This is a genomic window from Streptomyces sp. NBC_00385 (genome assembly GCF_035917155.1).
GTDB lineage: Bacteria > Actinomycetota > Actinomycetes > Streptomycetales > Streptomycetaceae > Streptomyces > Streptomyces poriferorum.
Map to the genome: position 1 here is coordinate 4,713,132 of NZ_CP107951.1, position 26,480 is coordinate 4,739,611.

Genomic DNA, 26,480 nt, shown 5'->3' on the forward strand with positions numbered 1-26,480 from the left:
GCCCCTCAGGTCCTACGAGGCCTTCGGGCCTGCCGATACGCCGGAACCGACCGCAGGACGAACAGGAGACAGGGACCCATGGCGATCCGCGTGATGCTCGTCGACGACCAGGCGCTGCTGCGTACGGGCTTCCGGATGGTGCTCGCCGCGCAGCCGGACATGGAGGTCGTCGCCGAGGCCGGCGACGGCGCGGAGGCGATCGAGAACCTCCGCGCCACCGCCGTCGACGTGGTGCTCATGGACGTCCGGATGCCCCGGCTGGACGGGGTCGAGGCCACCCGCCGCATCTGCGCGCAGCCCGACGCGCCCAAGGTGCTCATCCTGACGACGTTCGACCTCGACGAGTACGCCTTCTCGGGGCTGAAGGCAGGGGCCAGCGGCTTCATGCTCAAGGACGTGCCGCCCGGCGAACTGCTCGCCGCGATCCGTTCCGTGCACAGCGGCGACGCCGTCGTCGCCCCGTCCACCACCCGCCGGCTGCTCGACCGCTTCTCGCCGATGCTGCCCAGCAGCACGGCCGAGCCGCAGCACAAGGACGTCGCCAAGCTCACCGAACGCGAACGCGAGGTGATGCTGCTGGTAGCCCAGGGCCTGTCGAACGGCGAGATCGCGGGGCGGCTGGTGCTCTCCGAAGCGACCGTGAAGACGCATGTCGGCCGGATCCTGACCAAGCTGGGCCTGCGCGACCGGGTGCAGGTCGTGGTCCTCGCCTACGAGACCGGGCTGGTGCGCGCCGGAGGCGGGGCGGGCTGACCGATGGGGGCGCTCCTCTGGATCAACGGTCCGTTCGGCGGCGGTAAGACACAGACGGCGTACGAACTCCGGCGTCGGTTGCCGGGAAGCGTGGTCTGCGATCCGGAGCACGTCGGCTTCGGACTGCACCGGACGCTGCCGCCCGCGCTGCGGGGCGACTTCCAGGATCTGCCGGCCTGGCGCCAGGGGGTGCACGACATGCTCGCTCTCGCCCTGAGCGGGCATCCCGGCACGGTCATCGCCCCGATGACCCTGGTCGACCCCGGCTACTTCGCGGAGATCGTCGGGCGGCTGCGCGAGGACGGGCGGACGGTGCATCACTTCGCCCTGCTCGCCGAACGCGAGACGGTGCTGGGGCGCTTGCGGGAGCGCGGCCTCGGACGCGGGCTGAAGCGTGAGAGCTTCGCCGTCGCGAAACTGGACCACTGCCTGGAGCGGCTCGAAGCCCCGGAGTTCGCCGAGCAGATCCGTACCGACCGGCTGACGGTCCCGCAGGTCGCCGACCGGATCGCCGCGTCGGCGGGCCTCACCCTGCTGCCGGACACGGACAGCGCGCTGCGGCACCGGGTGCGGCGGGCCTGGACGGGGATCCGGCACATCCGGTTCGACTGAGACGGGCGTCCGGCACCGCCCCGGGCTCAGCGCAGGATCCCCTCCAGGAAGTCGCTGCCGAGCCGCGCCACCACCGTCAGGTCCAGCTGGTGCAGTACGTACCGGCCGCGGCGTCGCGTCGTGACCAGGCCCGCCTTCTTGAGGACGGTGAGATGGCGGGAGACCTCGGGGGCGGTGATCCCGTTCGTGTCGGCGAGCTCGCCGGTCGTGTAGGGCGAGCGGGCGATGTTGCGGCACAGACGCATCCGCAGCGGGTGGGCCAGGGCCTCCATCCGGAGCTGGAGCAGTTCCACCGAGGCGGGCGAGGGCAGCTCGGGCCGGTGCACGGGGTAGTGGATCACCGGTCGCCAGCCCGGGGCGTGCAGCACCATCAGATGCGGCCAGCCGAGGCTGGTCGGGATGAGGGTGAGTCCGGCGCCGACGGCGGGGTCGGTGGCGTCGGTCGAGCCCTCCGTCAGTTTGTCGACGCTGATCCGGGCACCGTCCTCGTCGACGGAGAGGGCGGGCGAGACGGCCCGTACGGCCTCGGCGATCCCCTTGTGCCGCAGCAGATCCGTCTTGTGCCGTGCGTCGGCCACCAGCGGGATCCGCACCCGCTGCCAGGTGTCCGCGAAGAACGCCTCGTCGCAGTCCTCGAAGAGGCGCCGGATCCAGCGGCGTACCGGGGCGGGGTCGGCCAGCAGCCGCTGGGTGAACTCCACCTGCCGCGGTCCGCGCGCCGCCGCCATGTCCAGGGCCCGGGCCCGCATGCCGGGATCGTGGAGCGGGGAGGCCGCGCCGGTCCCGTACAGGTTCGCGCAGGTGAACTCCAGGGCCGCGGACACGAACCGCTCGTCGTCCAGCCGGTCCAGGATGTCCAGGTCCTCGGCGAGGTCGGCGCCCGTCCTGCCGTTGCCGCCGAGGACACCGGCGAACGGCATGAAGATGTCCGAGAACGTGTTCCGCCACAGGAAGTCCGCTTCGTGCAGCCGGTCGGCCAGGTCCGGTTCCAGGGACGTGGTGGTGGCCGTCGCCCAGCCGTGCAGTCCGGGGTGGTGCCCCGGCTCGGAGAGCGCGTGCAGGGCGACCCCCAGCTCGACGAGGGGCGAGGTCTCGAAGACGACGTGCCGGGGGTCGAGGCCCGCGATGCCGATGGTTACGCTCACCCGTCCATGGTGCGGGGTGAGCGGGACGGTCCGGACCCCGATTGACGGCCGGCGTCAATCGGCGGCCCGCCGGGCGTGCCTCACTGCTGCCGCGCCACCCGCTCCAGGAACTCCGCCGCCGCCGCGCGGACGTCGGCCGCCGTCCACTCCAGCCCCGCCTCCGACACCGTGACCTCGGTGAACGACACCCCGGGCGGGCCCGTGGCGGCCGGGTGCCACAGGCGGAAGAGGGCCACGCCCGTCTCCTCCGCCTGGAGCAGCGACGCCTCCTCCAGCACGTCCGCCGGGTAGGGCAGCCAGACCTGGAACTGGTGGGTGTGCGGAGGTTCGGGATGCACCCGGAACCACCCGGCACCGGCCTCGGTGAACCCCTCGGCCAGCGCGGCCGCGACCACCTTCGCCCGGGCCACGTACGACGGCAGCTTCGGCAGCTCCCGGTCCAGGCCGATCAGCGCGGCGAGCGCCGCCGGGAACTGCTGGAAGAGCTGGCCGCCGTACCGGTGCCGCCAGGTACGGGCCTCCTCGATGAGCGAGGCTGAGCCTGCGAGCGCCGCCCCGGAGATTCCGCCGAGGGTCTTGTAGAACGACACGTACACACTGTCGGCGAGCGCCGCGATCTCCGGCAGTTCCCGGCCGAAGCGGTCGGCGCACTCCCACAGCCGCGCCCCGTCGAAGTGCACCACCGCGTCGCGCTCACGGGCCGCCGCCACCACGGCCTCCAGCTCCTCCCACGTGGGCAGGACGAAGCCCGCGTCACGCAGCGGGAGCTCCAGCATCAGGGTGCCGAACGGCTCCGCGAAGTCGCGGATCTCGTCCGCCGTGGGCAGCCGCGGCTCGTTCGTCGGGTGGACCGTACGCAGCCCGCTGACCGCGGACAGGGCGCCGCGTTCGTGCACCTCGGGGTGGGCGAGCGGGTGCAGGGCGACCGTCGGGTTGCCGGTGCGCCCGGCCCAGCAGCGCAGCGCGACCTGCTGCGCCATCGTCCCGGTCGGGAAGAACGCGGCGGCCTCGGTGCCCAGCAGTCCGGCGATCCGCCGCTCCAGCTCGGCGACGATCCCGTTGCCGTAGATGTCGGCGGGCCGGTCGAGATCGGTGACCGTGGCCGCGTCCGCGGCCAGCGACGCCAGCTGCTCGCCGAGCGGGCGGTCCACCGGCGACCGGGACAGGAGCATTCGGGCCTGCCGCCACGCGGCGACGCGGCGCAGCCGCTGCGGGTCGGGCTCCTCGTCCCCGTATCCGCGGGGGGCCTGCGGCCCGTCCGTCGCCTCGTCGCGCACCTGCTCGTCTCTGTCTGCCATGGGACGATCATCACGCAGAACGCAGCCCCTGCCCACAGGATATGGACGCCGGGTGCCGTCGTGGCCGGGACTGTCCACAGCCTGTGGACAGCCGGGGGTCCGGGCGATGTGCTGGCGTAGCATGCAGAGAAATCGTCCGGTACCCCCCGCGGACTGGAACGGAAGGCCACCGCCGCGTGAACGCAATGACCCCTCAAGAACCCCTCGACGCGAGGGACCGTCCCGCCCGGCTCACCGTCGGCGTCGTGGGCGCGGGCCGCGTCGGCCCCGCTCTCGCCGCTTCCCTGGCGCTCGCCGGGCACCGCCCGGTCGCCGTGTCGGGCGTCTCCGACGCCTCGGTGCGCCGCGCCGCCACCCTTCTTCCCGATGTCCCGCTGGTACCGCCCGCCGAGGTCCTCGCGCGCGCGGAGCTGGTGCTGCTGACGGTGCCCGACGACGCCCTGCCGGGGCTCGTCGAGGGCCTCGCCGAGACCGGTGCGGTCCGCCCCGGCCAGCTGATCGTCCACACCTCGGGGCGGTACGGGACGAAGGTGCTGGATCCCGCGCTGCGGGCCGGCGCCCTGCCGCTGGCCCTGCACCCGGCGATGACGTTCACCGGCAGCTCCGTGGACGTCCAGCGGCTGGCCGGCTGCTCCTTCGGGGTCACCGCGCCCGAGCAGCTGCGGCTCGCCGCCGAGGCGCTGGTCATCGAGATGGGCGGCGAACCCGAGTGGATCGCCGAGGAGTCCCGCCCGCTGTACCACGCGGCACTCGCCCTCGGCGCGAACCACCTGGTCACCCTGGTCGCCCAGTCGATGGAACTGCTGAGCGCGGCGGGGGTCGCCGCCCCCGACCGGATGCTCGGTCCGCTGCTCGGCGCCGCCCTGGACAACGCCCTGCGCTCCGGTGACGCCGCCCTGACCGGCCCGGTCGCCCGCGGCGACGCGGGCACGGTCGCCGCGCACATCCACGAGCTGCGCACCCACGCCCCGCAGACGGTGGCCGGTTACGTCGCGATGGCCCGCGCCACCGCAGACCGCGCCCTCTCCCACGGCATGCTCAAGCCGGAGCTGGCCGAGGACCTGCTCGACGTCCTGGCCGACGGCTCGGGCGCCCCCGGCAGCGCCGGAACCGGACCGGAGGAGTCCCGATGACCGCATCCGCCGCCACGCTGCTCCGTACCGCCGCCGAACTGGCGGGGTACGCCCCTCAAGGGGACCGGGCCGAGCGTGCCGTCGTCATGACGATGGGCGCCCTGCACGAGGGGCACGCCTCCCTGATCCAAACCGCGCGTGCGGTTGTCGGACCGGGCGGCCAGGTCGTCGTCACCGTCTTCGTCAACCCGCTCCAGTTCGGTGAGAGCGCCGACCTGGACCGCTACCCGCGCACCCTGGACGCCGATCTCGCCGTCGCCGGCGCGGCCGGCGCCGACGTGGTCTTCGCGCCGTCCGTCGACGAGGTCTACCCCGGCGGCGAACCCCAGGTCCGGATCTCCGCGGGCCCGATGGGCGAGCGGCTCGAAGGCGCCTCCCGCCCCGGACACTTCGACGGCATGCTCACGGTCGTCGCCAAGCTGCTCCACCTGACCCGCCCCGATGTCGCGTTCTTCGGGCAGAAGGACGCCCAGCAGCTGGCGCTGATCCGCCGCATGGTGCGCGATCTGAACTTCCCGGTGGAGATCGTGGGCGTGGAGACGGCCCGGGAGGCCGACGGCCTCGCCCTCTCCAGCCGCAACCGCTTCCTCGACGCGTACGAGCGCCACACCGCGCTCGCCCTGTCCAGGGCCCTGTTCGCGGCCCGTGACCGGCTCGCCGCCCAGCAGGCGCTGCACGCCCGCGCGCAGACGACGGGCGCGACGGAGGGCCGGGCCGCCGGACTCAACCGGCTCGGCGAGGCGAGGCTCGCGGCCGACGCCCAGGCCGTCGCCCGGGCCAGGCCGGACGGGGGCCCCGCCGCCGTGCGTGCGGCGGCCCGCGCGATCCTGGACGACGCGGCGGCCGAGCAGCCCCCGCTCGCCCTCGACTACCTGGCGCTCGTTGACCCGGCGGACTTCACCGAGATCCCCGACGACCGCACCGCGGGCGACGCGATCCTCGCCGTCGCCGCACGGGTGGGCACCACCCGCCTCATCGACAACATCCCGCTGACCTTCGGAGCCACCGCGTGACCGGAATACGGCTGACCGCCCCCGCCCCTGGCTGGTCCATCGACGCCGACGTCGTGGTGGTCGGCTCCGGCGTGGCCGGCCTCACCACCGCGCTGCGCTGCGCCGCCGCGGGCCTCGCCACCGTCGTCGTCACCAAGGCCCGCCTCGACGACGGCTCCACCCGCTGGGCCCAGGGCGGCGTCGCCGCCGCCCTGGGTGAGGGCGACACTCCGGAACAGCACCTGGACGACACCCTGGTCGCCGGCGCGGGCCTGTGCGACGAGACGGCGGTCCGCACCCTCGTCACCGAGGGCCCCGACGCCGTACGCCGGCTGATCGGCACCGGCGCCCACTTCGACACCGCGGACGACGGCACCATCGCGCTGGGCCGCGAGGGCGGCCACCACCGCCGCCGCATCGCCCACGCGGGCGGCGACGCGACGGGCGCGGAGATCTCCCGCGCCCTGGTCGAAGCGGTCCGCGAAGCCGCCCTGCACACCGTTGAGAACGCCCTCGTGCTCGACCTGCTCACCGACGCCGAAGGCCGTACCGCGGGCGTCACCCTGCACGTCATGGGCGAGGGCCAGCACGACGGGGTCGGCGCGGTCAACGCCCCCGCGGTCGTCCTCGCCACCGGCGGCATGGGCCAGGTCTTCTCCGCCACCACCAACCCGCCGGTCGCCACCGGCGACGGCGTGGCGCTCGCGCTGCGGGCGGGCGCGGAGGTCTCGGACCTCGAATTCGTCCAGTTCCACCCCACGGTCCTCTTCCTCGGCGCCGGTGCCGAGGGCCAGCAGCCGCTCGTCTCGGAAGCGGTACGGGGCGAGGGCGCCCATCTCGTCGACGCACACGGCACGCGCTTCATGCTCGGGCAGCACGAGCTGGCGGAGCTGGCCCCGCGCGACATCGTCGCCAAGGCCATCACCCGCCAGATGCAGCTGCACGGCACCGAGCACATGTACCTCGACGCGCGCCACTTCGGCGCCACGATGTGGGAACAGCACTTCCCCACCATCCTGGCGGCCTGCCGGACCCATGGCATCGACCCGGTCACCGAGCCGATCCCGATCGCCCCGGCGGCGCACCACGCCTCCGGCGGCATCCGCACCGACCTGCAAGGACGTACGACCGTGCCCGGTCTGTACGCCTGCGGCGAGGTCGCCTGCACCGGGGTGCACGGCGCGAACCGGCTGGCGTCCAACTCGCTCCTGGAAGGCCTCGTCTTCGCCGAGCGCATCGCGGCCGACATCGTCGCCGACCGGCCCCGGTCCGCCGCCGCCACCGTCGGCGACCACCCCGCGCCCTCCCCGCTCCTGCCCCCCGAGGCCCGGAGCACGATCCAGCGCATCATGACCCGCGGCGCCGGCGTCGTGCGTTCCGCCGACAGCCTCGCCAGGGCCGCCGAGGAGCTGGAGGACCTGCACCGCAGCGCGTTCCTGAAGGCAGGGGCGGCCGAGCCCAAGGACGCGGTGCCCGGGGTCGAGGCCTGGGAGGTCACCAACCTGCTCCTCGTCTCCCGGGTCCTGGTCGCCGCCGCCCGGCAGCGCGAGGAGACCCGCGGCTGCCACTGGCGCGAGGACCGGCCCGAGCGCGACGACGAGGACTGGCGCCGCCACCTCGTCGTGAAGCTCACCCCGGACCGGCAGCTGGTCCTCCGTCGGACGGATACCGAGGCGTTCGGGCCCGTACAGCCGTCCGGGGCAGCAGACTGCGCAGCGACAGGCACCACCCACCCCACTCCCGAGGAGCCGTAACCGTGAGCACGCCCGAAGAGAATCCGCGCCCCACACCCGTGGACGTACCGCTGATCCAGATCGGCGCGCCCGCGTCCGCCGCGGGCGGCTGCGGTGACGGCTGCGGCTGCGGCGGGGAGGACGGCTACGACCTGGACGCCCTGGAGTGCGGCCTGGACCCCGCACTCGCCCAGCTCCTCGCGGACGCGGGCCTGGACCCGGTCACCGTCGAGGACGTCGCGCACGTCGCCATCGAGGAGGACCTCGACGGCGGGGTGGACGTCACGACCGTCGCCACCGTCCCCGAGGACGCGGTGGCCACCGGTGACTTCACCGCCCGTGAGGCGGGCGTCGTAGCCGGTCTGCGGGTCGCCGAGGCCGTGCTCTCCATCGTCTGCACGGACGAGTTCGAGGTCGAGCGGCACGTCGAGGACGGCGACCGTGTCGTGCCCGGCCAGAAGCTGCTGACCGTCACCACCCGTACCCGTGACCTGCTCACCGGCGAGCGCAGCGCGCTCAACCTGCTGTGCCGGCTCTCCGGCATCGCCACCGCCACCCGCGCCTGGGCCGACGTGCTGGAGGGCACGAAGGCGGAGGTCCGCGACACCCGTAAGACGACTCCGGGCCTGCGCGCCCTGGAGAAGTACGCGGTGCGCTGCGGCGGCGGCGTCAACCACCGCATGTCGCTGTCCGACGCCGCACTGGTCAAGGACAACCACGTGATCGCGGCGGGCGGCGTCGCCGAGGCGTTCAAGCGGGTCAGGGAGGAGTTCCCGGACCTCGCGATCGAAGTCGAGGTCGACACGATGCAGCAGGTCACCGAGGTTCTGGACGCCGGTGCCGATCTGATCCTGCTGGACAACTTCACCCCGTCGCAGACCGCCGAAGCGGTCGAGCTGGTCGGCGGCCGCGCGTTCCTGGAGTCCTCGGGCCGGCTGTCCCTGGACTCCGCCCGCGCCTACGCGGAGGCCGGCGTGGACTACCTGGCCGTCGGCGCGCTGACCCACTCCTCGCCGATCCTCGACATCGGCCTGGACTTCCGCGACACCGACGGGGCCGGCGTCTGATGCTGCTCACCATCGACGTCGGCAACACCCACACGGTCCTCGGGCTGTTCGACGGTGAGGAGATCGTCGAGCACTGGCGCATCTCCACCGACTCCCGCCGCACCGCGGACGAGCTCGCGGTGCTGCTCCAGGGCCTGATGGGCATGCACCCGCTGCTGGGCATGGAGCTGGGCGACGGCATCGAGGGCATCGCGATCTGCTCCACCGTCCCGGCGGTCCTGCACGAACTGCGCGAGGTGACCCGCCGCTACTACGGCGACGTCCCCGCCGTCCTCGTCGAGCCGGGCATCAAGACCGGGGTGCCGATCCTGATGGACAACCCGAAGGAGGTCGGCGCGGACCGCATCATCAACGCGGTCGCCGCCGTCGACCTGTACGGCGGTCCGGCGATCGTCGTCGACTTCGGCACCGCCACCACCTTCGACGCGGTCTCCGCCCGCGGCGAGTACACCGGTGGCGTCATCGCGCCCGGCATCGAGATCTCGGTCGAGGCGCTAGGGGTCAAGGGCGCGCAGCTGCGCAAGATCGAGCTGGCCCGGCCGCGCAGCGTGATCGGGAAGAACACCGTCGAGGCCATGCAGGCGGGCATCATCTACGGCTTCGCCGGCCAGGTCGACGGTGTCGTCGGACGCATGAAGAAGGAGCTGGCCGCCGACCCCGACGACGTCACTGTCATCGCGACGGGCGGCCTTGCTCCGATGGTGTTGGGCGAGTCCTCCGTCATCGACGAGCACGAGCCCTGGCTCACGCTCATCGGGCTGCGCCTGGTGTACGAGCGCAATGTGGCGCGCCTGTAGCGACGCGGCCCTGACCGGGAGGTTCCCGGCGCGGCGGCTCACCGGAGCCGCCGCGCCGCCGACGGCCAGTTAAACGGATTTTGTCCATTTAGCACGTATTGTCGCGCTATGCCCACGCCCTACGGATCACGCGGCGGTATGGCGTTCAGCGCGGACGAGCTGCGAGTGCTCCGCCGTGCCCTCGCCATCGCCCTCCACCCCGCGCCCCTGCCCGACGAGGACGTCCAGGACTGCCTGCGGCTAGCAGGCGCCGTCGACGAGGCGGTCGGTGAGGCCGGACGGCTGCGCGCCTTCCTCCTCGCCGACCTCGTCCGCTACCGGAACGCCCTCCCCGGCTCCCTCAGCGGCTATCTGGAGCGCCTCCAGGACGCCCTGGCCGCCGGATACGACCCCCGCCCCGAGGATCTCGCCGCGCTGCGCGCCCTGCGCGGCGGACCGGTCGCCGCGGCGCTCCTGCAGCGCTGCCAGGTGCTCGCCGAGCGTTCGGTGCGGGCCCGTCTCGCCGGACGCGCGGTCCCCGCCACGGCGCCCGCGCCACGCAGTCGACTGCTCGCGCTGCCCGGCGGCCGTGCCGCGGAGCCGGAGAAGCCGAAGGCCCCGGAGGCCCCGGCCCGTCCGGCCGCGCCGTCCGAGCGTCCGGCGCCCAAGCCCTCCGAGGTCTTCCCGCCCCGCCGCCGCCCTGTGCCGCCGCCGCAGCAACGCGCCGCGGGGTAGGGCCCTGCATCGGGGGCGGCGGCCGGGCTCGCTACTCTGGACGCCATGGACTACGTATCCGCGCTTGTGCCCCCCGTGGTGATGGCCGCCTTCTTCATCGGCCTGGTCGTGACGATCGTCAAGAGCCAGGGCGGGCCGAACAAGGCCAAGGAGGACGCGGCCGTGGACGCCGCGATCAGCCGCGCGGAATCGGCGCAGCGCACGCCGCGTACCGACGGGGTCTGACCTCCCGGCGCGCGCACCACGCATACGAAGGGCGTACGGCTCCCAGGGGCCGTACGCCCTTTTGTTGTGTAAATAACCGCCCATTCCAGACATCTGGCACTAAGGTGACGCTGTGCCCCGCCAATTGGGAGAGCTGGAAGACGCCGTGATGACGCGGGTCTGGCAATGGAACCGACCGGTAACCGTACGGGAAGTCCTTGAAGACCTTCAGCAGGAGCGGTCCATCGCCTACACCACCGTCATGACGGTTATGGACAATCTCCATCAGAAGGGCTGGGTCCGCCGGGAAGTGGACGGCCGCGCATATCGATATACGGCGGTCTCCACGCGTGCCGCGTACTCGGCCGCACTGATGAACGAAGCCTGGTCGCAGAGCGACAACCCCGCCGCCGCACTGGTCGCCTTCTTCGGCATGATGTCCGCCGATCAGCACGATGCCCTCCGGGACGCCATGCGGATCGTTCTGCCCACACTTCCCGGGGGTTCCGTTCCGGTGACCGGTGAAGGTACTGGTGAAGACGGTCGTGAAGGTGCCGGTGAAGGCACTGGTGAAGACGCCGGTGAAGACACCGGGGGTGGATCCGGTGAAGGTACCGAAGCAGCCGATGACGCGGGGCCGGACGCCGGGCGATAGCGTCGGGGTATGTCCTCAGAGCTTCCGCATACCGATTTCCAGACCGCTCAGTCGGTTATAAACATGGCCATCACCGTCCGCCGTGCGAGGACGAGCGATGTCGCCTCGGTCCGGCGCCTCCTCGACGGCTACGTACGAGAAGGCATCCTGCTCGACAAAGCGACGGTCACGCTTTACGAGGACATCCAGGAGTTCTGGATCGCCGAACGCGACGAGGACGCCCGGGTCATCGGCTGCGGTGCACTGCATGTGATGTGGGAAGACCTGGCCGAAGTGCGTACTCTCGCCGTCGATCACAGCATCAAGGGCGCAGGAGTCGGACATCAAGTACTGGACAAGTTGTTGCAGACCGCCCGTTGGCTGGGCGTGCGACGGGTTTTCTGCCTCACCTTCGAAGTCGACTTCTTCGCGAAGCACGGCTTCGTGGAGATCGGAGAGACGCCGGTCGACGGAGATGTCTACAGCGAGCTGCTGCGTTCCTATGACGAGGGAGTCGCGGAGTTCCTGGGTCTCGAACGAGTGAAGCCGAACACCTTGGGCAACAGCCGGATGCTTCTGCACCTGTGACCGTCGGAAGAAGCCCGATCCCTATGTCCGAATCGCGCACGTTTCCCGTCTTCTTGTGCTCCTGAACCTCTCCCGGGGGTTTGTGTTTTCCGGTGAAAAGCGGTTTCCTTTCCGCGTACTCCATTTTCGATGAAAGGAAATCCCGGTGGCACAGAAGGTTCAGGTCCTTCTTGTTGACGACCTCGACGGTGGCGAGGCGGACGAGACCGTGACGTTCGCTCTCGATGGCAAGACGTACGAGATTGACCTCACGACGAGCAACGCGGACAAGCTCCGGTCCCTTCTGGAGCCGTACGCGAAGAGCGGCCGGCGCACCGGTGGCCGTGCGGCATCCGGTCGCGGCAAGGGCCGTGCCGTTCCCGGCGGCAACAAGGACACCGCCGAGATCCGTAAGTGGGCGCGCGAGAACGGCCACAGTGTGAATGACCGCGGCCGTGTTCCCGCGGAGATCCGTGAGGCTTACGAGAAGGCCAACGGCTGAGCAGCCGATTTTCTGGGGGGCAACCCCGTCCGGGCACGCGTCAGCCGTGCCCGGTGGCATTCCGTCGCCACGGCGTCCACGAGCCGGATGAGATCGGGAGCATCCCCACCCCTGCTCCCGAAGCCGGAGAGGGCCGGGAACACCGGCTCCCCCTCCTGCTCGTGCGGTGGGCTGGGGGGCCGCAGCCATACGGCGGCCCCCGGCGGACCCGGCCGGCCCGGCGGCGGCGGCGCGGTGATCCGCCCGCCCGCACCGAGCGCGGTCAGTTCGAGGGCGACCCCGCCCCACTCCAGCCAGTCGAGCAGCCCCGGCAGCTCGTCGGCGCTCCCGGGCGCCACCAGCAGACTCATCCGCCGGCCCGCCAGCGCCACAGGGCCGGTACGGCCCACCCGTTCCAGCGCGGCATGACCGGCGGCCGCCGGGACGACGAACGCGTCGAACCGCAGCCCGGTCAGCAGCCGCACCGGCGCACTGCCGGCCGTGGCCCAGCCGAGCTCCTGCTCGTACCACCGGGCACACGTGCCCCGTGACACACCGCCGGCGCGACTGTTCCGCTCCGCGGGGAGCGCCGTGCGGGGAGGCGGGACGGTGAGGGTCATGACGGAAGAACTCCCGAGCCGCGCCAAGAGTTACGCAGAGTCCTTGATCGAACGCGTACTGTGTCCGGGTTGGGGGCGTACGGGCGCATTCGGGAGTACGAAGATGTTCGCCCGTAGCGGAGGGAACCCGCGTACGCCGCATGGACTGTCTGTAATTGCGGGTAAGACATCCCTAGTGGGAGGGGCGACACGCAAGCCACGGACGTCTCACGTTCGCCATCGGCGTACAGGCGATAGGGGTATCTGCCTGGCCTGCGGGAACATCGTCTCGCACCATCGGGTTGGAGCAGTTGTCGGCGTTCGGGGCAGGAGATCCCCCCGGGAAGCAGGGCCGGGTGTCGGCAGTTGAAATGAGCGGTCCCCGCTTGCGGGACTAAGCTGCGGAAGGACAGGGAGGGGACCGACCCCTTACTGCCTGACCGCTCTGAGGAGCGATTAACGATGTTCGAGAGGTTCACCGACCGCGCGCGGCGGGTTGTCGTCCTGGCTCAGGAAGAAGCCCGGATGCTCAACCACAACTACATCGGCACCGAGCACATCCTCCTGGGCCTGATCCATGAGGGTGAGGGTGTCGCCGCTAAGGCCCTGGAGAGCCTCGGGATTTCGCTCGAGGCGGTCCGCCAGCAGGTGGAGGAGATCATCGGTCAGGGCCAGCAGGCCCCGTCCGGCCACATCCCCTTCACACCCCGAGCCAAGAAGGTCCTGGAGCTGTCGCTCCGCGAGGCCCTTCAGCTCGGCCACAACTACATCGGCACCGAGCACATCCTGCTCGGCCTGATCCGCGAGGGCGAGGGCGTCGCAGCCCAGGTCCTCGTGAAGCTGGGCGCCGACCTTAACCGGGTGCGCCAGCAGGTCATCCAGCTGCTGTCCGGCTACTCGGGCGGCAAGGAGGCTGCCACAGCGGGCGGCCCCGCGGAGGGCACGCCCTCCACGTCGCTGGTGCTCGACCAGTTCGGCCGGAACCTCACCCAGGCCGCTCGTGAATCCAAGCTCGACCCGGTCATCGGGCGCGAGAAGGAGATCGAGCGGGTCATGCAGGTGCTGTCCCGCCGTACGAAGAACAACCCGGTCCTCATCGGCGAGCCCGGCGTCGGCAAGACGGCGGTCGTCGAGGGCCTGGCGCAGGCCATCGTCAAGGGCGAGGTGCCCGAGACCCTCAAGGACAAGCACCTCTACACCCTCGACCTCGGTGCGCTGGTCGCCGGCTCCCGCTACCGCGGTGACTTCGAGGAGCGCCTGAAGAAGGTCCTCAAGGAGATCCGCACCCGCGGCGACATCATCCTGTTCATCGACGAGCTCCACACCCTCGTGGGTGCGGGCGCCGCCGAGGGCGCGATCGACGCGGCGAGCATCCTCAAGCCCATGCTGGCGCGAGGCGAGCTCCAGACCATCGGTGCCACCACGCTCGACGAGTACCGCAAGCACCTGGAGAAGGACGCCGCTCTCGAGCGACGCTTCCAGCCCATCCAGGTCGCGGAGCCGTCGCTGCCGCACACCATCGAGATCCTCAAGGGTCTGCGCGACCGCTACGAGGCCCACCACCGCGTGTCCATCACGGACGAGGCGCTGGTCCAGGCCGCGACGCTGGCCGACCGCTACATCTCGGACCGCTTCCTGCCGGACAAGGCGATCGACCTGATCGACGAGGCCGGTTCCCGGATGCGCATCCGCCGGATGACCGCGCCGCCGGACCTCCGCGAGTTCGACGAGAAGATCGCGGGCGTGCGTCGCGACAAGGAGTCGGCCATCGACTCCCAGGACTTCGAGAAGGCGGCGTCTCTCCGTGACAAGGAGAAGCAGCTGCTGGCGGCGAAGGCCAAGCGCGAGAAGGAGTGGAAGGCCGGCGACATGGACGTCGTGGCCGAGGTCGACGGCGAGCTCATCGCCGAGGTCCTCGCCACCGCCACCGGCATCCCGGTCTTCAAGCTGACGGAGGAGGAGTCCTCCCGTCTGCTGCGCATGGAGGACGAGCTCCACAAGCGCGTCATCGGCCAGAAGGACGCCATCAAGGCCCTCTCGCAGGCGATCCGCCGTACGCGAGCCGGTCTGAAGGACCCGAAGCGCCCCGGTGGCTCGTTCATCTTCGCCGGTCCGTCCGGTGTCGGTAAGACCGAGCTGTCCAAGACGCTCGCCGAGTTCCTCTTCGGTGACGAGGACGCGCTGATCGCCCTCGACATGTCGGAGTTCAGCGAGAAGCACACGGTCTCGCGGCTCTTCGGCTCTCCCCCCGGCTACGTCGGGTACGAGGAGGGTGGCCAGCTCACCGAGAAGGTGCGCCGCAAGCCGTTCTCCGTCGTCCTGTTCGACGAGGTCGAGAAGGCCCACCCCGACATCTTCAACTCCCTGCTCCAGATCCTGGAGGACGGTCGCCTGACCGACTCCCAGGGCCGGGTCGTGGACTTCAAGAACACGGTCATCATCATGACGACCAACCTCGGGACCCGGGACATCTCCAAGGGCTTCAACCTGGGCTTCGCCGCCCAGGGCGACGTCAAGACGAACTACGAGCGGATGAAGACGAAGGTCAACGAAGAGCTCAAGCAGCACTTCCGGCCCGAGTTCCTCAACCGTGTCGATGACACGGTGGTCTTCCACCAGCTCACCGAGGAAGACATCATCCAGATCGTCGACCTCATGCTCGCCAAGGTGGACGAGCGCCTGCGGGACCGCGACATGGGCATCGAGCTGAGCCCGGCCGCCAAGTCCCTGCTGGCGAAGAAGGGCTACGACCCCGTGATGGGCGCCCGGCCGCTGCGCCGGACGATCCAGCGCGAGATCGAGGACATCCTCTCCGAGAAGATCCTCTTCGGTGAGCTGCGCCCCGGTCACATCGTGGTCGTCGGCACCGAGGGCGAGGGTGACGAGCAGAAGTTCACCTTCCGCGGCGAGGAGAAGTCGGCTCTGCCCGACGTCCCCCCGATCGAGCAGGCGGCAGGCGGCGCCGGCCCGAACATGACGAAGGAAGCGTGACAGGCGCCTAGCGCCCGAGCGCACGAAGAGGCGGCCCCGACCGGTTTCACACCGGTTCGGGGCCGCCTCTTTGCTGTTGCGTACACAGTGACGGGCGTGTCACAGAGATGTCCCGGTCGGGTCCGCGCCGCGCAGGGGCGGAAAATCGCTGGCTAGTCTGGCCCGGCTCCGGACGCGTCGTCCGGGCGCGGACGAAACAGCGAGGGGGACGGGGCGGATCATGCGCAGAAGCGATGTGTCACGTAGGCAGCTGGTGAAGCTGGCGGGAGCAGGGCTGGTACTGCTGGGGGCCGGGGCATCGGCCTGCGGGCCGGAGGACGAGCCGGGCGCCGGCGGACCGGACGTGCCGAGGCCCAGCACGCCGACGGTGGGGAGCAAGCCGAAGCCCTCCTGGCAGCACGCCTCGACATACGACGGACTGGCCTGGATCGACGCGATCGCGGTCGTGGGCAACGTCGTCCTGGTCTCGGGCGATCCGCTGGTGGCCCGCGACATCTCCACGGGCAAGGAGATCTGGTCCCGCGCCGAGGTCACCACTCCGGGCGCCACCATGCTGGTCGGCGACGGGACGCTCTACCTCCAGAGCGCCCGCTACGACGGGAACGTCGTCGGGCTGGACCCCGCGACGGGCAAGGACACCTGGCGCAGCCATATGGGGAAGCAGTACTCCCAGCCCCGGCCCATCGCCGTGGACACGAACCGGCTCTACGTCGTCGCGGGAATCCTGGACAAGGAGTTCAGGACGCCGGAGAACGTGATCGCCGCGATCGACACCACCTCGGGCAAGGTCCTCTGGCGCGAGAAGCGTGACAAGGGGACGGAGGAGAACGGCATCACCGCCCGGGTGGCCGGTAGGCGTCTCGTCTACACGGACTTCCGGGAGAACCTCACGGTGCGCGACACCGTGACGGGCCGCCAGATCTGGACGAAGAAGATCGGCCGGTCCAACAACCGCGGTTTCGTGGTCCATGACGGTCTCGCCATCCTCGCCAACGGGGAGCGGGTGCGTGCCTTCGACCTGGCCGACGGCAGGGAACGCTGGTCCTTCAGGACCGAGGAGTTCAGCCGGTTCAACGACCCGGCGGTCCTGGACGGAGTCCTCTACGTCTCCGACAGCGCGCACGGCCTCTGGGCGGCCGACCCCGCGACCGGGAAGGCGCACTGGCACGAAAAGGGGAGCCTGGACGTAGCCGTCCCCTGGCAGTTCGCGAAGGTGGGTGACGTCCTCTACGGGGCGACGGAGTTCGACAAGAACGGCGGCATCCACGCCTACGACCCCAGTAGCGGGAAGCTGCACTGGACGTACAACGACGGCAGTGGCGACCTCCAGCGGTGGTATCTGGCCGCAGGTGCGAACCAGCTGGTGGCTCTGCATGCGAAGAAGGTGACGGCGCTGCCCATCGGGTAGCGCCGTCACACCCCGGGCCGAAGGTCCCGAAACGGACAGCCCTTGGTCCCACCGCCGGTGACAAGGCGCACAGCCCTTTCGAGGCCTACTAGGCGCGTTAGGAGGAAACGCCTTGATCGCGGGCGGGACCTTCGGCCCGGTGTGCGGCGGGGCCTTCGGGGGTTTGGGGTGAACTGCCTGGATGGCGGGGCTGTGTCCGGTATGGATGGTTTGGAACTGGGGTTAAACCTGTCCTGACGAAGACTTTCGGCAGCGGTCGAGGGGTGCGGAGCGGGCCCTGTGGCAGCGAATTCCCGGGCCTCCGACTACGGCTTTTCTTCGTAGATGGGGGGTTTGAGTGCATCCGGGGGTGCGGGTTACCAAGGTATGGCCAGCCCGGCACGACGCCGGGTCCAGTCATCCCGGAGGTTTTCTGCTTATGTCGAAGCGCGTTACGTTCCAGACCCGCCGCCCGTCCGCTTCCCGTGTCCGTGGCGCCGTGGTGGCAGCCGGCCTGGGGACGTCGATGGTTCTCGGTGCGGGCGCTGCGTTCGCGGCCGGCACGGCGGGCACCACCGGTACGGCGAGCCTCGCGAGCGCCACCACCGCCGAGTCGGTGGCCCAGCAGGCGGCCGCGCAGGGCAAGGCGGCCGAGCACACCGCGGCGAAGAAGGCCGAGGCGTCCAAGAAGAAGGCCGCCGCGAAGAAGAAGGCGGCCGCCAAGAAGAAGGCCGCTGCCAAGAAGGCCGCGAAGCTCGCCTGGGAGACCCCGGTCCACCACTACAAGCTGAGCGCGACCTTCGGCAACGACGGAGCCCGCTGGGCGCACAAGCACTCCGGCCAGGACTTCGCCGTGCCGATCGGCACCAAGGTCGAGGCCGCGCACAACGGCACCGTCGTGAAGGCCGGCCCGAACGGCGGCGGCGACGGTCCCGCGTACGGCAACGCCATCGTGATCAAGCACAGCAACGGCACGTACTCGCAGTACGCGCACCTCTCGAAGATCCAGGTGCACATCGGCGAGCACGTGAAGAAGGGCGAGAAGATCGCTCTCTCCGGCAACACCGGCAACTCCAGCGGTCCGCACCTGCACTTCGAGATCCGGACCACCGCGAACTACGGTTCGGCGGTCAACCCGGTCAACTACCTGCACAAGCACGGCATCTCGGTCTGATCCGACCGCGACACCACCCCGCTACTGGGCGGAATCCGGGCCGTGGGCCCGGGTGACCAGTTCGACGGCGACTTCGAGGGCGGCCTTCCGCTTGTCCTCGGGGTCGCCGTCGACGTCTTTCAGCGCGAGCATGCCGGCGTGCAGGGTGAAGAGCGCGCTGAAGCACCGCACCTGGTCGGTGAGCGGTGCGTGGGGATCCTTGATCAGGTCCACGAGCGCCAGGACCCGGTCCTTGATCGTCACGCCGATGCTCAGGTCGCGCACGGTCGCCTGGTTCTCCTGCATGAAACGGAAGAGCGGGGTGGCGCCCGCCAGTGCCTCGCTGTAGCGGCTGAGGATCTCCGTCTTCGTCTCCAGCGTGCGCGGCTGCGTCTCGCCCCAGGTGATCAGCTCCTCGACGGGCCGGTTGAGGTCCTCGAAGATGCTGACCAGGATGTCTTCCTTGGTCTTGAAGTGGTAGTACAACGCGGCCTTGGTGACGTCGAGGTGCTCGGCGATCTCACGCAGTGAGGTCTTCTCGTAGCCCTGCTCGGCGAAGAGGTTCAGGGCGACGTCCTGGATGCGCTGTCGGGTGTTGCCCCGGCGCGGCTGCGGCGTGCTGCCCATGGTGCTCTCCCAAAACTTACTTGACGCCCGGCTAGTTACGGGGCTACCTTCCCCTAGTGTAGTCAACTAGCCGGGCGGCAAGTAAGTGCCCGGTGTACAGGGGAACCGGGGAGTTGGGGAACATGGCGGACCTGATGAAGGCGGCTGACGGGAAGGCGGAAGCGCCGCCCGGACCGGCGGAGAAACCCGCCCCGAGAGAGCGCAGCGTGCGGGTGGTGGTGCTCGCCCTGATGATCGCCATGCTGCTGGCCATGCTCGACAACCTGATCGTCGGCACCGCGATGCCGACCATCGTGGGTGACCTCGGCGGTCTGGAGCACCTGTCCTGGGTCGTCACCGCCTACACCCTGGCCACCGCCGCCTCCACCCCCATCTGGGGCAAGCTCGGCGACATGTACGGGCGCAAGGGCATCTTCCTCACGTCCATCGTGATCTTCCTGATCGGCTCGGTCCTCAGCGGCATGTCCCAGGACATGGGCCAGCTGATCGGCTTCCGGGCGATTCAGGGGCTCGGCGCCGGCGGTCTGATGGTCGGCGTCATGGCGATCATCGGTGACCTCGTGCCGCCCCGCGAGCGCGGCAAGTACCAGGGCATGATGGCCGGCGTCATGGCGATCGCGATGATCGGCGGACCGCTGGTCGGCGGCACCATCACCGACCACCTCGGCTGGCGCTGGAGCTTCTACATCAACCTGCCGCTGGGCGCCGTCGCCCTGGCCATGATCGTCACCGTGCTGCACCTGCCCAAGCGGGAACGCACCAAGGCGAAGGTCGACTACCTCGGCGCCGGACTGCTGACCGTCGGCATCACCGCGATCGTGCTGGTGACCACCTGGGGCGGATCGGAGTACGACTGGAACTCCGCCGTCATCATGGAGCTCATCGCGATCGGCGTCGCCGCGCTCGCCGGCTTCCTCTTCGTCGAGACCAAGGCCGCGGAACCGATCATCCCGCTGCACATCTTCCGCAACGCCAACTTCACGCTGATGTCCGTGGTCGGCTTCATGGCGGGCTTCGTGATGTTCGGCGCGGTGCTCTATCTGCCGCTGTTCCAGCAGTCCGTCCAGGGCGCGTCCGCGACCAACTCCGGACTGCTGCTCCTGCCGATGCTCCTGGCGATGATGATCGTCTCGCTGGTCGCCGGGCGGATCACCACGAGCAGCGGCCGGTACAAGATCTTCCCGATCGTGGGATCGATCCTGATGGTCACCGGACTCTTCCTGCTCTCGACGATGGACACGGACACCACCCGGTTCACCTCGGGCATCTACATGGCGGTGCTCGGTGCGGGCATGGGCTTCCTGATGCAGATCACGATGCTCGTCGCGCAGAACAGCGTCGAGATGAAGGACATGGGTGTCGCCTCGTCCTCCACCACCCTGTTCCGTACGCTCGGCAGCTCCTTCGGTGTCGCCATCATGGGCGCGCTGTTCACCGGACGGGTGAGCGACGAGATGTCCGCCCGCGGCGGCGCGGGCGCCACCATGCACGGCGCCCAGCTGGACGCGGCGAGCCTGGCGAAGCTGCCGGTGCCGGTGCGCGAGGCGTACGAGTACGCGGTGGCGTCCGGCACGCACATCGCCTTCCTGGTCGGTGCCTCGGTCGGACTGGTCGCCCTGGTGGCGGCGCTGTTCGTCAAGGAGGTGCCGCTGCGGGGCGCAGGACCGGAGAAGGCCGCCCCGGTGGTCGACGCGGTGTAAGGCCCCTCATACGGGAAGGGCCGCGGGGTACGTACCCCGCGGCCCTTCCCGCATCTCCGCGCGGAACGGCCGCTCAGCGGTCGGGGTGGACGCCGCGGCCGGCGGACTTCCTGCCGGCCCTCGGTTCGGGACCGCGCTGCTCGCCCAGCTGGAGCATGGGGAAGCTGCCGGTGTCGGTGGGCGCGTGCTCGGGCAGCCACAGGACGGCGATCGCCCCGCCGGCGCCCTCGGCCGCGCCCTCGGGCGCCGCGTTGCGGAAGGTCAGCCGGGCACCCAGCACCCGGGCCTGACCCGCCGCGATCGTCAGCCCCAGCCCGTGCCCGTGCCCGGCCCGGTCGGTGGATCCGGTACGGAACCGGCTCGGCCCCTCCCGCAGCAGCGCCGCCGGGAACCCGGGGCCGTGGTCGCGGACCCGCACCACCCGGCCCTCGACCGTCACTTCCACCGGGGTGGAGCCGTGCTTGGCGGCATTGCCCAGCAGATTGAACAGGATGCGCTCCAGCCGGCGCGGATCGGTGCTGACCCACGACTCGTGGACGACCTGGACCCGCACCTCGGGGTCCAGCAGCGCCACCCGGCGGCTGACGAACTCGCCCAGCGCGACCTGCTGCAGCTCGGCCCGCTCGGACGCGCTGTCCAGCCGGGCCACCTCCAGGACGTCCTCGACCAGGGTGCGCATCGCCTGCGCCCGGTCCCGTACGAGCTCCGTGGGACGGCCCGGCGGCAGCAGCTCGGCCGCTGTCAGCAGACCCGTCACGGGGGTGCGCAGCTCGTGCGCGATGTCCGCGGTGACCCGGCGCTCCGCCTCGATCCGTTCGTTCAGCGCGTCCGTCAGGGCGTCCACCGCGCCGGCCAGCTCATCGGTCTCGTCGCGTACGACCCCGCCGACGGCGTCCCCGACCCGTACATCGGTATGGCCCTGCGCGACCCTTCCGGCGGCGGCCGCCGCCTTGCGCAGCCGGCGCGAGAGCTGGCCGCCGATCAGCACGCCCAGCGCGGAGCCGCCGAAGACCACCGAGACCGAGCCGATGATCAGGGCCCGGTCGAGATCGCCCAGGATCGTGGTGGAGCGGTCGGCGAACCGGGTGTGCAGCGAGAGCACGTCGCCGCCGGGCAGCGGTACGGCCGCCCAGACGTCGGGCACTCCGCCGCCGTCCTCGACGTGCGTCGCGCGCCGGTTGCGCCGGGTCTCCTGGCGCAGGCTCTGCGGCATCGTCGGATCGTTGAGCTTCGCCCCGAAGCGGGGATCGGCCTTCTTCGTCTTCGTCGCCTCGTAGAGCAGCTGGGCGTAGTTCAGCCGCTCCAGCTGGACCTCGCGCGCGTTCTCCAGCATGGAGACCCTGGCGGCGTTGTGGACGACCAGGCTCAGCGCGACGGCGATCAGGGCGCCGACCGACGCGATCGCGATGCTGATCTTCCAGCGGACGCCCGTCCGCAGGGCCGGGCGCCTCATGCCCTGAGCTTGTAGCCGAAGCCGCGGACCGTTTCGATCCGGTCCTGGCCGACCTTCGTACGCAGTCGCTGGACATGGACGTCCACGACCCGGGTGTCGCCGCCCCAGCCGTAGTCCCAGACCCGCTCCAGCAGCTTGTCGCGGGAGAGGACCGTGCCGGGCGCGGACGAGAACTCCAGCAGCAGCCGCATCTCCGTGGGGGTCAGAGCCACCTGCTCGCCGCCCTTGCGCACCTCCATGCCCTCGGTGTCGACCTCCAGGTCACCGAAGACGAGTACGCCGCCCTCGGACCCCTCGGCCCTCTCGCCGCCGCCCGCCCCGCTCCCCGCGGCATGGCCGAAGCGGCGGAGCACCGCCCGGATCCTGGCGACCAGGACCGCTCCGTCGAACGGCTTCGTGACGTAGTCGTCGGCGCCCGCCTCCAGACCGAGCACCACGTCGATCGAGTCGGCCCGCGCCGACAGCATGATGACCGGAACCGTCGACTCGTCCCGGATACGCCGGCAGAGGCTGACCCCGTCCAAGCCGGGGACCATCACATCGAGCAGCGCGATGTCGGGCCGGTCCCTGCGGAACGCCTCGAGGCCGAGGAGGCCGTCGGGCATCGCGGTGACCACGAAGCCGTCCCGTTCCAGCGCCAGCTGGGTGGCCTCGCGGATGACGTCGTCGTCCTCGACGAACAGAACATGGGTCTCGGCCATCGGACTGCTCTCAGTTCCTCGTCGGTTCGGCCGGCGCGGGGAAGTCCCCGTCCCCGGCACCGACGGCTCTGTTGAAGTCGTTGTGCACCCGGTCCTGCTCGCTGAACCGGGTGTTCGCCCAGTGGTACGTGATCACTTCCTCGCCCGAGGGGTAGGCGACCGCGTCCTTCTTCCCGTACACCTGCGTCGTCACCACGAGATCACCGCGGTCGATGGTCCCGTAGACCGCGGGCTGCTCGATGGTGAACACGTTCTCGTACGTACCGTCGGGCCGCGGCCGGTACACATAGGTGCCCACGCCGACCGAGTCGCCGCAGGTCATCACGTTCACCACCACGTCGGCGGACGGGCCGCCGGTCAGGGTGCCGTACGAGGTGTCCACCGGGTACTCGTCACCGGTGCAGGGCCTCAGATCGCTCCTGACCCGCTCGCTCACCCCGGAATCCGCCTTGAGCAGCCCCACCGCGTCGACCCGGGGCGTCGGCCTCGCCGCGGACGGGTCCGTGGCACTGGGCGTGACCTGGGCGACCGGCTGGGTGCCCGCCGGGCCCTCGTCCCGGGTGCCGGTGCCACCGGTGGAACAGCTCACGGCGAACAGCCCGAAGGCGGCGAGGCCGGCCAGAGCCGTGCTGCTCGCCGCCCAGGTGGTCAGCCGGGGTCTCCGCCCGCCGCCGGTTTTGTCCCCCGTGGGTCCGCCGGTGAAGCCGGTCCCGTCCCCCGTGGGTCCTCCGGTGAGTGGACCGCCGCTCCCGCCGCCGCCCTCACCGCTGCCTGTCAGGCCGCGCACCGCTCCCGCCCCCGCTCGTCGTGACGCCCCTCCCGGGTCGCCCCTGCCTGTGCCCGCGACCGGACCGGGGTCCGGGGCGCCACGACGCGGACATCCGCCACGCGCTCCCCGTCCTCGCGGATCCGCTCCGCACGGCTCGCCGCCTCCCTGCTCTCCAGCTCCTGGCGCAGTCGTGCCAGGGCGCGGTGCAGGGTGCTCTTCACCGTACCGGCCGACATGCCGAGCGCCGCGGCCGTCTCCTCCGTGCTCATCTGTTCCCAGTGTCGCAGCACGACCACGCTGCGCTGCTTGGGAGCCAGCACGCCCAGGACGTCCATCAGCAGGGCGCGGTCGGCGCGCTGCTCCGTGCCGTCCTCGACGCTGGCGTCGGGGAGCTGTTCGGTGGGGACCTCGTCCAGCTTGCGGGCCCGCCACCACTCGGTGCGGGTGTTGATCATGACGCGGCGCAGATAGGCGTCGGCCAGGGACTTGTCGGCGATGCCGTCCCAGCGGCCGTAGGTGCGGGCCAGCGCGGTCTGCAGCAGGTCCTGCGCGTCCACGGGGTCGGGGACCAGCCGGCGCGCGCTGCGCAGCAACGCGTCCTGCCGGGTACGTACGTACTCCTCGAAACCGAGCACCTCACCCTGCGCCATGACAACCGCCTCCGTCCCCGTGAAACCCCGTAGACCACCGCCAGCCGCCTGGTCGTCGGGCTGACGTCGGTGACGCTACGGAGCTGTTGTCACGAGGCTGTGCGGAGCAGCCGTACGCGGACGCACGGCTGCCCATCGGTTGTGTAACAGCGCAGGAGGAGAGGGACAAAGGGCCCGGCGAACGGGAACGGCTCCGCCCGGTCCGTCAGGTCAGCGGCAGCCGGTACTGACCGCCCGCCAGCGGTTCGACCAGGCCGTCGGCGACCAGGCCGTCCAGCGCGCGGGCCCGCTGCACCGGCTCCTCCCACACCGCGTCGAGTGCCGACTGCGTCACCGGGTTCACCGATTCGCGCAGTACGGCGAGGAGCCTGCCGCGTACCTGCCGGTCCGTACCGGCGTAGGTCTGGCCGCGGCGCGGGGGCCCCTGGTGCGGGGGCTTCCCGGCCAGCCGCCAGGCGCACTGCTCCGAGATCGGGCAGCGCGTGCAGTCCTCGCTCTTCGCGGTGCAGACGAGGGCGCCGAGCTCCATCGTCGCGGCCGCCCACCGGGCGGCCTGTTCGTCCTCGTCCGGCAGCAGGGCGCGGGCGAGCTTGCGTTCGGCGGCGGTGGTCGCGTTCGGCGGGTACTGGATGCCGGTCGCGGCCCGGGCGAACACCCGGCGGACGTTCGTGTCGAGGACGGCGTGCCGCTGCCGGTAGGCGAACGAGGCCACGGCCGCCGCCGTGTACTCGCCGATCCCGGGCAGTGCGAGCAGCTGGGCGTGCTCGCTCGGTACGTCGCCGCCGTGCCGTTCCGTTATGGCCTGGGCGGCGCCGTGCAGGCGCAGGGCCCGCCGCGGGTAGCCGAGCCGGCCCCAGGCGCGGACCGCCTCGCCCGGCGGTTGTGCTGCGAGGTCGGCGGGTCGCGGCCAGCGGGCCAGCCACTGCTCGTACACCGGGAGGACCCGGTTGACGGGGGTCTGCTGCAGCATGAACTCGCTCACCATCACACCCCAGGCCCCCGCTTCGGGGCGGCGCCAGGGCAGATCGCGGGCGTGCTGGTCGAACCACCCGATGACGGGAGTGTGGAGGGAGGCGGGGGGCGTCTGTGTCGCAGTCGTTGCAGTCATCGCACCCTCGATCCTGGCACGGAAGTGTGGAGAGAGGTCGGGGGCACGGGGGTGTCGCCCCTCATGACAGCCCTTGGAGTGATAGTGACCCCCTTCTTTCCGTGCCCCGCCGTACCCGCGTTCCGGCAAGTGGCCGCACGTCCCGCGAGCCGTTGCGGCAACTGGCCCATGGCCCCCGCGCGGGGTCACCCAAAGCGTTTACGTGATCACGTGAGGTGTCCGGATCGTGCGGGCGGAGCGGGAACGGGCCGCCCCGGGATGATGATCCGCAAAACTTGGACGCCTGTAGCGGCGGGTGGGGCGGGAGTTGGTGCCGTTCTCTCGTACAGTTTGCGCCGTGGGATCTCTGCGTAATCCGATCGGGCCGCTTCCCTCCACCATCTACTGGCGACGGAGGGCGGTAGCGGCGACGCTGATTGCGCTGCTCGCGTTGCTGGTCGTATGGGCCGTCACCAACGGTGGCGGCAAGGGGAATCACGACGACTCCCGGGCCCCCGGCTCCGGTCCCGTGAACTCGATCACGCCGGGCCCCTCCGGTTCGGGCCCGGCGATCAGTGAACAGCCCGGCGGACGCGACGAGTCGGGCGACACCGGCGGCAGCGGCGGGAGCGGCGGCGGAAGTTCGGACGCGGGCTCCGGCGGAACCGGTGACGGAACGGGCGACAGCGGCAACGGCGCTGACACGGAAGCCGGTTCCGGCGCGGGCGGTGGCTCAGGCAGCGCGACCGCGGGGCAGCAGCTCCCACCCGGCTCCTCGCTCCCGGACTGCGCGCCCGCCGCGCTGCGTCTGGCGCTGAAGACGGAACTCCGTTACGGGCCCGGCGAGAAGCCGAAGTTCCGGCTGATCGCCACGAACACCTCGTCCACCGCGTGCAAGGCCGACTTCGGCCCGAAGTCCGCTGTCCTCACCGTCACGGAAGCCGGCGGTGACGACGAGGAGGTGTGGTCCTCCAAGGACTGCCCGCGCGACGCGGCCGCCGTGCTGCTGAAGGTGCCGGCCGGTGCGACCGTCGAGCACGCCGTGGAGTGGGACCGCGCGAAGAGCGCCCCGAAGTGCGCGACGCCGCCCGCCGGGGCCGTGGGCGCCGGTACGTACCTGGTCGAGGCGAAGGCCCCGGGCGAGCCCGTGCAGCGCGCCTCGTTCGTCCTCGCGAAGGACTGACGACGGCGATCGGCTGACAGCGGAGATCGGCTGGCGACGGAGATCGGCTG

26 protein-coding genes are annotated in these 26,480 nt (G+C 71.0%); 17 read left to right on the forward strand and 9 right to left on the reverse strand.

The features are described 5' to 3' along the window. Positions 1–78: 78 nt before the first annotated feature. A complete protein-coding gene (locus OG959_RS21040; RefSeq protein WP_148020011.1) occupies positions 79–753 on the forward strand; it encodes a response regulator in 675 nt (224 codons plus the stop codon). Positions 754–756: 3 nt separating this feature from the next. Next, the gene (locus OG959_RS21045) at positions 757–1,365 is read left to right on the forward strand and encodes an AAA family ATPase (RefSeq protein WP_219567357.1); all 609 of its coding nucleotides are present in this window, start codon (positions 757–759) and stop codon (positions 1,363–1,365) included. Between the two features lie 26 nt (positions 1,366–1,391). Here the strand turns inward: OG959_RS21045 and OG959_RS21050 are convergent, their stop codons facing one another. Both OG959_RS21050 and OG959_RS21055 read right to left on the reverse strand, forming a co-directional pair. Further along, the gene (locus OG959_RS21050) at positions 1,392–2,510 is read right to left on the reverse strand and encodes a DUF5937 family protein (RefSeq protein ID WP_326660637.1); all 1,119 of its coding nucleotides are present in this window, start codon (positions 2,508–2,510) and stop codon (positions 1,392–1,394) included. Between the two features lie 80 nt (positions 2,511–2,590). Next, positions 2,591–3,808 (reverse strand): threonine aldolase family protein, encoded by a 1,218-nt coding sequence (locus tag OG959_RS21055; protein ID WP_442805606.1) that lies wholly within the window; start codon positions 3,806–3,808, stop codon positions 2,591–2,593. Positions 3,809–3,984: 176 nt separating this feature from the next. Here OG959_RS21055 and OG959_RS21060 point away from each other — a divergent pair, with 176 nt between their 5' ends. The 10 genes from OG959_RS21060 to OG959_RS21105 all read left to right on the forward strand — a co-directional run bounded on the left by OG959_RS21060 (position 3,985) and on the right by OG959_RS21105 (position 12,151). Next, a complete protein-coding gene (locus tag OG959_RS21060; protein ID WP_326660639.1) occupies positions 3,985–4,941 on the forward strand; it encodes a Rossmann-like and DUF2520 domain-containing protein in 957 nt (318 codons plus the stop codon). Then, a complete protein-coding gene (gene panC, locus OG959_RS21065; RefSeq protein ID WP_326660641.1) occupies positions 4,938–5,954 on the forward strand; it encodes a pantoate--beta-alanine ligase in 1,017 nt (338 codons plus the stop codon). The genes OG959_RS21060 and panC overlap by 4 nt, the downstream gene beginning before the upstream one ends. Further along, positions 5,951–7,687: an L-aspartate oxidase gene (locus OG959_RS21070; protein WP_326660644.1), complete on the forward strand. Its 1,737-nt coding sequence runs from the start codon at positions 5,951–5,953 to the stop codon at positions 7,685–7,687. The genes panC and OG959_RS21070 overlap by 4 nt, the downstream gene beginning before the upstream one ends. Positions 7,688–7,689: 2 nt before the next feature. Next, on the forward strand, positions 7,690–8,733 hold the full coding sequence (gene nadC / locus OG959_RS21075; RefSeq protein WP_326660646.1) for a carboxylating nicotinate-nucleotide diphosphorylase: 1,044 nt from the start codon (positions 7,690–7,692) through the stop codon (positions 8,731–8,733). Continuing rightward, complete coding sequence (locus OG959_RS21080; protein WP_219567364.1) at positions 8,733–9,530, forward strand: type III pantothenate kinase; 798 nt, start codon at positions 8,733–8,735, stop codon at positions 9,528–9,530. The genes nadC and OG959_RS21080 overlap by 1 nt, the downstream gene beginning before the upstream one ends. 138 nt (positions 9,531–9,668) lie before the next feature. Next, positions 9,669–10,244, forward strand: a complete 576-nt coding sequence (locus OG959_RS21085; protein WP_326666519.1) for a hypothetical protein — start codon at positions 9,669–9,671, stop codon at positions 10,242–10,244. A gap of 45 nt (positions 10,245–10,289) precedes the next feature. Beyond that, positions 10,290–10,469, forward strand: a complete 180-nt coding sequence (locus OG959_RS21090) for a hypothetical protein (RefSeq protein WP_148020020.1) — start codon at positions 10,290–10,292, stop codon at positions 10,467–10,469. A 112-nt stretch (positions 10,470–10,581) separates the two neighbouring features. Further along, positions 10,582–11,103 (forward strand): BlaI/MecI/CopY family transcriptional regulator, encoded by a 522-nt coding sequence (locus tag OG959_RS21095; protein WP_326660650.1) that lies wholly within the window; start codon positions 10,582–10,584, stop codon positions 11,101–11,103. A gap of 63 nt (positions 11,104–11,166) precedes the next feature. Then, on the forward strand, positions 11,167–11,670 hold the full coding sequence (locus OG959_RS21100; protein ID WP_219572043.1) for an amino-acid N-acetyltransferase: 504 nt from the start codon (positions 11,167–11,169) through the stop codon (positions 11,668–11,670). 145 nt (positions 11,671–11,815) lie between these two features. Beyond that, positions 11,816–12,151 (forward strand): histone-like nucleoid-structuring protein Lsr2, encoded by a 336-nt coding sequence (locus OG959_RS21105; RefSeq protein ID WP_148020023.1) that lies wholly within the window; start codon positions 11,816–11,818, stop codon positions 12,149–12,151. Here OG959_RS21105 and OG959_RS21110 read toward each other — a convergent pair. Further along, on the reverse strand, positions 12,130–12,750 hold the full coding sequence (locus OG959_RS21110) for an SCO3374 family protein (protein ID WP_326660653.1): 621 nt from the start codon (positions 12,748–12,750) through the stop codon (positions 12,130–12,132). The two genes, OG959_RS21105 and OG959_RS21110, sit on opposite strands and share 22 nt — an antisense overlap. Before the next feature lie 441 nt (positions 12,751–13,191). Here OG959_RS21110 and OG959_RS21115 point away from each other — a divergent pair, with 441 nt between their 5' ends. The 3 genes from OG959_RS21115 to OG959_RS21125 all read left to right on the forward strand — a co-directional run bounded on the left by OG959_RS21115 (position 13,192) and on the right by OG959_RS21125 (position 18,281). Further along, positions 13,192–15,720 (forward strand): ATP-dependent Clp protease ATP-binding subunit, encoded by a 2,529-nt coding sequence (locus OG959_RS21115; protein ID WP_148020025.1) that lies wholly within the window; start codon positions 13,192–13,194, stop codon positions 15,718–15,720. A 220-nt stretch (positions 15,721–15,940) separates the two neighbouring features. Further along, positions 15,941–17,128, forward strand: coding sequence for a PQQ-binding-like beta-propeller repeat protein (locus tag OG959_RS21120; RefSeq protein ID WP_326660655.1), 1,188 nt, complete (start codon positions 15,941–15,943; stop codon positions 17,126–17,128). 418 nt (positions 17,129–17,546) lie between these two features. Then, positions 17,547–18,281 (forward strand): M23 family metallopeptidase, encoded by a 735-nt coding sequence (locus OG959_RS21125; RefSeq protein ID WP_326660656.1) that lies wholly within the window; start codon positions 17,547–17,549, stop codon positions 18,279–18,281. Between the two features lie 21 nt (positions 18,282–18,302). On the opposite strand, the gene OG959_RS21130 is transcribed toward OG959_RS21125, so the two are convergent. Then, on the reverse strand, positions 18,303–18,887 hold the full coding sequence (locus OG959_RS21130) for a TetR/AcrR family transcriptional regulator (protein WP_326660658.1): 585 nt from the start codon (positions 18,885–18,887) through the stop codon (positions 18,303–18,305). A 122-nt stretch (positions 18,888–19,009) separates the two neighbouring features. Here OG959_RS21130 and OG959_RS21135 point away from each other — a divergent pair, with 122 nt between their 5' ends. Then, entirely contained in the window at positions 19,010–20,587 is a 1,578-nt protein-coding gene (locus OG959_RS21135) for an MDR family MFS transporter (protein WP_326660660.1), read from the forward strand. A 73-nt stretch (positions 20,588–20,660) separates the two neighbouring features. Here the strand turns inward: OG959_RS21135 and cseC are convergent, their stop codons facing one another. The 5 genes from cseC to OG959_RS21160 all read right to left on the reverse strand — a co-directional run bounded on the left by cseC (position 20,661) and on the right by OG959_RS21160 (position 25,268). Further along, positions 20,661–22,040 (reverse strand): two-component system sensor histidine kinase CseC, encoded by a 1,380-nt coding sequence (gene cseC / locus OG959_RS21140; RefSeq protein ID WP_326660662.1) that lies wholly within the window; start codon positions 22,038–22,040, stop codon positions 20,661–20,663. Continuing rightward, the gene (gene cseB / locus OG959_RS21145) at positions 22,037–22,741 is read right to left on the reverse strand and encodes a two-component system response regulator CseB (protein WP_326660664.1); all 705 of its coding nucleotides are present in this window, start codon (positions 22,739–22,741) and stop codon (positions 22,037–22,039) included. Before cseB ends, cseC begins: the two co-directional genes overlap by 4 nt. A 10-nt stretch (positions 22,742–22,751) precedes the next feature. Continuing rightward, on the reverse strand, positions 22,752–23,528 hold the full coding sequence (locus OG959_RS21150) for a hypothetical protein (RefSeq protein WP_442805607.1): 777 nt from the start codon (positions 23,526–23,528) through the stop codon (positions 22,752–22,754). After that, positions 23,516–24,160: a SigE family RNA polymerase sigma factor gene (locus OG959_RS21155; RefSeq protein ID WP_326660666.1), complete on the reverse strand. Its 645-nt coding sequence runs from the start codon at positions 24,158–24,160 to the stop codon at positions 23,516–23,518. Before OG959_RS21155 ends, OG959_RS21150 begins: the two co-directional genes overlap by 13 nt. Before the next feature lie 205 nt (positions 24,161–24,365). After that, on the reverse strand, positions 24,366–25,268 hold the full coding sequence (locus OG959_RS21160) for an A/G-specific adenine glycosylase (protein WP_326660668.1): 903 nt from the start codon (positions 25,266–25,268) through the stop codon (positions 24,366–24,368). A gap of 379 nt (positions 25,269–25,647) precedes the next feature. Between OG959_RS21160 and OG959_RS21165 the strand changes: the two genes are divergently transcribed. Then, complete coding sequence (locus tag OG959_RS21165) at positions 25,648–26,430, forward strand: hypothetical protein (RefSeq protein WP_326666523.1); 783 nt, start codon at positions 25,648–25,650, stop codon at positions 26,428–26,430. Positions 26,431–26,480: the final 50 nt, after the last annotated feature.